This window comes from Paenirhodobacter sp. (assembly GCF_050177655.1).
GTDB lineage: Bacteria > Pseudomonadota > Alphaproteobacteria > Rhodobacterales > Rhodobacteraceae > Rhodobacter.
Map to the genome: position 1 here is coordinate 1 of NZ_JBFXGV010000087.1, position 4310 is coordinate 4310.

4 protein-coding genes are annotated in these 4310 nt (G+C 67.9%); 3 read left to right on the plus strand and 1 reads right to left on the minus strand.

What is annotated here, in order from left to right; translation table 11 throughout:
- Positions 1 to 378 precede the first annotated feature (378 nt).
- On the plus strand, positions 379 to 834 hold the full coding sequence (locus AB7U46_RS17445; protein WP_428338259.1) for a Phasin: 456 nt from the start codon (positions 379 to 381) through the stop codon (positions 832 to 834).
- 139 nt (positions 835 to 973) lie between these two features.
- Positions 974 to 1522, plus strand: a complete 549-nt coding sequence (gene phaR, locus AB7U46_RS17450; protein WP_428338260.1) for a polyhydroxyalkanoate synthesis repressor PhaR — start codon at positions 974 to 976, stop codon at positions 1520 to 1522.
- A 222-nt stretch (positions 1523 to 1744) separates the two neighbouring features.
- Here the strand turns inward: phaR and AB7U46_RS17455 are convergent, their stop codons facing one another.
- Positions 1745 to 3103 (minus strand): aminotransferase, encoded by a 1359-nt coding sequence (locus AB7U46_RS17455; protein WP_428338261.1) that lies wholly within the window; start codon positions 3101 to 3103, stop codon positions 1745 to 1747.
- A 162-nt stretch (positions 3104 to 3265) separates the two neighbouring features.
- On the opposite strand from AB7U46_RS17455, the gene AB7U46_RS17460 reads away from it, so the two are divergent.
- On the plus strand, positions 3266 to 4198 hold the full coding sequence (locus AB7U46_RS17460) for a LysR family transcriptional regulator (protein ID WP_428338262.1): 933 nt from the start codon (positions 3266 to 3268) through the stop codon (positions 4196 to 4198).
- The last annotated feature ends 112 nt before the right edge of the window (positions 4199 to 4310 follow it).

Here is a 4310-nt window from a genome sequence, read left to right on the forward strand (position 1 = left end):
GCTGGCCGCGCGTTCGGGCGCGATGGTGGCCGCACGCGAGCGGGGCGACGCCGCCCATCCGGTGCTCGCGCCGGCGCCCGGCACCTCTGTGTCCGAGGTGGTCGCGGTCTGAACTGGCCGCGCGGCGGGGCGAGCCCTGCCGCGCGCCCGCCGCCCGCGCAAGGGCGGCTCCGGACCGGCGCGGGCAAGGGGGAACGCCCCCGCCGATCGTGCCGATCCCGCCCTCCGAAGGGACGCCTATTTATTCAGCGCCTAAATTTTCTGCACTGCAGCATTTTTCACTTGATTGCTGCAGTGCAGCATGTGCATATATATACGCATGCGACCCGGCCCGCGCGACCCATCCTCACCCAGGGCCATTCATATCGGAGCAAGAATATGGCCAAGACCCAGGATTTCACCAAGATGATGCAGGACATGATGGCTTCGCTGCCCATGGACGCCACCAAGTTCAAGGACGCCTTCAAGTCGCAGGCTGCGCTGAGCGAGAAGATGGCGAAGGTCGCCCTCGACGCCGCCGAGAAGTCGACCGAGATCTCGTCGAAGTGGGCGAAGGACGCGCTCGCCAAGGTCGGCGATCTGTCGAAGACCAAGGAAGAGCCGGCCGACTACGCCAAGGCCGTGAGCGATTTCGCCTCGTCCTCCGCTGAGATGGCCGCCGAAAACCTCGCCGCCTTCGCCGAAGTCGCGAAGAAGGTGCAGATGGAAACCGTCGAGCTGATGCTCGCCGCCGGCAAGGATCTGTCGGAAGACGCGACCGCCGCGATGAAGAAGGCGACCGAAGAGGTCACCTCCGCCGCGAAGAAGGTCACCTCGGCCGCGACCTCGAAGTAATCCTCCCGCGAACCGGCCTCCTCCTCCCGGCCGGAACCGGACTCTGAAGGGCGGGCTTCGGCTCGCCCTTTTCTTTTGTTGCTTTTGCGGCGCTGCGGCTTAAACATTGCTGCTGCGCAATACCAAGCGGGAGGAACCCATGGCCGAAGACGCGAAGCCCTTGCTCATCAAGCGTTACGCGAGCCGCCGTCTCTACAACACCGAGACGAGCGATTACGTCACGCTCGAAGACATCGCGAATTTCATCCGCGAGGGCCGCGAAGTGCAGATCGTCGACCTGAAATCGGGGGACGACCTGACGCGGCAATATCTCCTGCAGATCATCGCCGAACACGAGAGCCGCGGCGAGAACGTGCTGCCGGTCGACGTGCTGACCGATCTCGTGCGCTCCTACGCGACCTCGGCGCAGTCGGTGGTGCCGCAGTTCCTCGCCGCCTCCTTCGAGATGCTGCGCGAGGGGCAGTCGAAGATGATGGAGAATTTCGGCGCCTTCCCGAATCCGATGGCCTCGATGCCCGGCTTCGAGGCGCTGCAGCGCCAGCAGCAGGCCTTCCTGAAGTCGATGATGGCGGGCTGGGGCTCGGAAGAAGAGGGCGAGGACGGCAAGGAGACCTCGAAGGATCGCGAGGAGCTGGCCACGATAAAGAAACAGCTCGCCGAGCTGCAGTCGAAGCTCTCGAAACTCTGATCGCCGGAAAAGGGGGGCTCTGCCCCCTGCCAAAGGGGGCCTCGCGGCCCCCTTCGTCATTCCCCCGGGATATTTCGTCTCTGTAGAAACCGCATTTCTACAGAGGTCAAATATCCCGGGGGGAGCCCGGAACGGGCGGGGGGCGGCGCCCCCCCTCGCGCCCGGGGTCAAGCGAAAGGGGCGGGCCTTGCGGCACCGCCCCCGGGTTCAGGCTCGCAGGTCTCAGGCGACTTCGGCGAAGACCTTCTTCAGGGCCTTGTCGAGCTTCTCGAACATCTCGTCCATCTGCGGTTCGGTCAGGATGAAGGGCGGGCAGAGCACCACCGACTGGCCGAGCGGGCGGCAGATCAGCCCCATGTCGGTGCAGGTATTGGCGATCCGCTCGGAGACGCTGAGCGAACCGTCGAAGGGCGTCTTCGTCGCGCGATCCTTCACCGCCTCGAGCGCCCACATGTAGCCGATGCCGCGCAGCTCGCCGATGTTCGGGTTCTGCGCGATCTGCGCCAGCCCCGCCTCCATCCGCGGCGCGAGGCGTTTGACGTTCTCGGCCAGCCCCTCGTTCATGATCACGTCGATCGCTTTCAGCGCGATCGCGCAGCCGACCGGGTGGCCCGAGGCGGTGAAGCCGTGGGGGAATTCCTCGATCGCCTCGGAGGCGGCCTGCACGCGGTCGGACAGCTCGGGGCCGAGGATCACCGCGCCCATCGGGAAATAGCCCGCGGTAAGGTTCTTCGAGGAGATGATCGCGTCGGGCATGAAGTCGTAGGTCTCGCAGCCCCAGGTCGACCCGGTGCGCCCGAAGCCGCAGATCACCTCGTCGGCGATCAGCGGGATACCGTATTTCTTCAGCACCTTCGAGACCGCCTGGAAATAACCCTTCGATGGCGGGATCACCCCGCCCGCGCCCATCACCGGCTCGGCGAAGAAGCCCGCGATCGTGTCGGCGCCCTCCTTGATGATCGTCGCCTCCAGCTCGGCCGCCATCCGCGCGGTGAACTGCTCCTCGGTCTCGCTGGGCAGGCCGAAGCGCCAGTAATGCGGGCAGCCGACATGCAGGAAGCCGGGCAGCGGCAGGCCGAAGACCGAATTGTAGGGCTTGCCCGTCATCGAGGCGGAGACCGCGGTCACCCCGTGGTAGGAGTTGATCCGGGTGAGGATCTTGCGGCGCTGCGGCTTGCCCTCGGCGCCGGCGAGGAACCACAGGATCTTCACCATCGTGTCGTTCGCCTCGGAGCCGGAGTTGGTGTAGAACACCCGGCCCTTCTCGAAGGGGGAGACCTCGACGAGTTTCTCGGAGAGCATCACGGTCTGGTCGGACATCCGGCCGAAAAAGGCGTGATAGCCCGGGAAGCGGTCATATTGCGCCTTCGCGGCCTCGGTCAGGCCCGGGTGGTCGAAGCCCGCGACCATGTTCCACAGGCCCGAGTTCGAATCGAGGTATTTCCGCCCGTGGGTGTCGAAGACATAGGGCCCCTCGCCATGCGTCACCACGACCGTGCCGCGCGCGTGGACCGAAGGCAGGTCGGTGAAGCCATAAAGGCTGAACTCGTCGGCCCGGGCTTCCCAGCTGTTGTCGCGCATGATGCTCTCCTTTGAACCGTTTGGCGCACAGGCTATCCGCGCGGGGGGCGGCGTCAATGGGGCGCGTTGCCATTCGGCAGAATGAGCGGCGGCGGCGCGGGGGCGCTTGCCAAAGCGGCGGGGCGCTGGGCATTCTGCGCCCGAACGGGACGGGAGCGCAGGGTGAGCCGCGAAAAGATCAGCCTTGGGGCGGTGGAGATGCTGGTGGTGCTGTCCGAGGAGGGCGCGATCACTGCCGCGGCGCGGCGGCTGGGGGTTTCCGCCTCGGCGGTGAGCCAGCAGATCGCGGCGCTCGAGGCGGCGCTCGGCGCCGAGCTCGTCGACCGCTCGGCGCGGCCCTTCGCGCTGACCGCGGCGGGGCGCGCCTTTCTGCCCCATGCCGAGGCGGTGCTGGATGAACTCGCCCGCGGGCGCGCGGGGGTGGGGCTCGCCGATCCGGCGGGGCTGCGCAGCTTCCGCCTTGGCATGATCGAGGATTTCGAGGCGGAGGTGACGCCGCTTTTGCTGGCCGGGATGGGGGCGGAGCTGACCGCCTGCCGGTTTCTGCTCGAGACCGGGCCGAGCCACCGGCTGAGCGATCAGCTCGAGGCGCGGGCGCTCGACATGGTGGTCGCGGCGGAGATCGAGGGCCCGCGCGAGGGGCTCGAGATCCATCCGCTGCTCACCGAGCCCTTCGTCGCGGTGCGCCCGGAGGGAAAGGCGGCGGCGGATCTGCCCTTCCTGCATTATTCGACGCGCACGCTGATGGGGCGCCAGATCGCGGCGCATCTCGCGCGCGCGGGCGGCGCGCCGGCGCATCGCTTCGAGATCGACAGCTACCCGGCGATTCTCGCGCTGGTGGCCGCGGGGCAGGGCTGGTCGATCCTGACCCCCTCGGGCGTGCGCCACGGCGCGCGCGCGGGGGTGACGTTGGCGCCACTGCCCGGCGCGCCCCTCACCCGCCGCATCGTGCTGAGCGCGCGGGCGGGCACGATGGGCAAGCTGCCCGCCGAGGTGGCGGCGCGTCTGCGCGCGCTTCTCTCCGAGCGCATCGTCGCCCCGGCGCTGGCCGAGGCGCCCTGGCTTGAAGGCGCCTTGCGGGTCGAGGAGGGGTGAGGGCGGAGGGGGCGCTGCCCCCGCTCCTGCGGAGCCCCCCGGAGTATTTTCGCCAAGAAGAAAGCCGCGCGTGGAGGCGAAGTCAGAGCTGGCATTCGGGCGGGGGCAGCGA

Bases quoted from the DNA above. Each gene is read 5' to 3' on its own strand.
- phaR (WP_428338260.1), top strand. From the start codon at position 974: ATGGCCGAAGACGCGAAGCCCTTGCTCATCAAGCGTTACGCGAGCCGC.
- AB7U46_RS17445 (WP_428338259.1), top strand. From the start codon at position 379: ATGGCCAAGACCCAGGATTTCACCAAGATGATGCAGGACATGATGGCT.
- AB7U46_RS17455 (WP_428338261.1), bottom strand. From the start codon at position 3,103: ATGCGCGACAACAGCTGGGAAGCCCGGGCCGACGAGTTCAGCCTTTAT.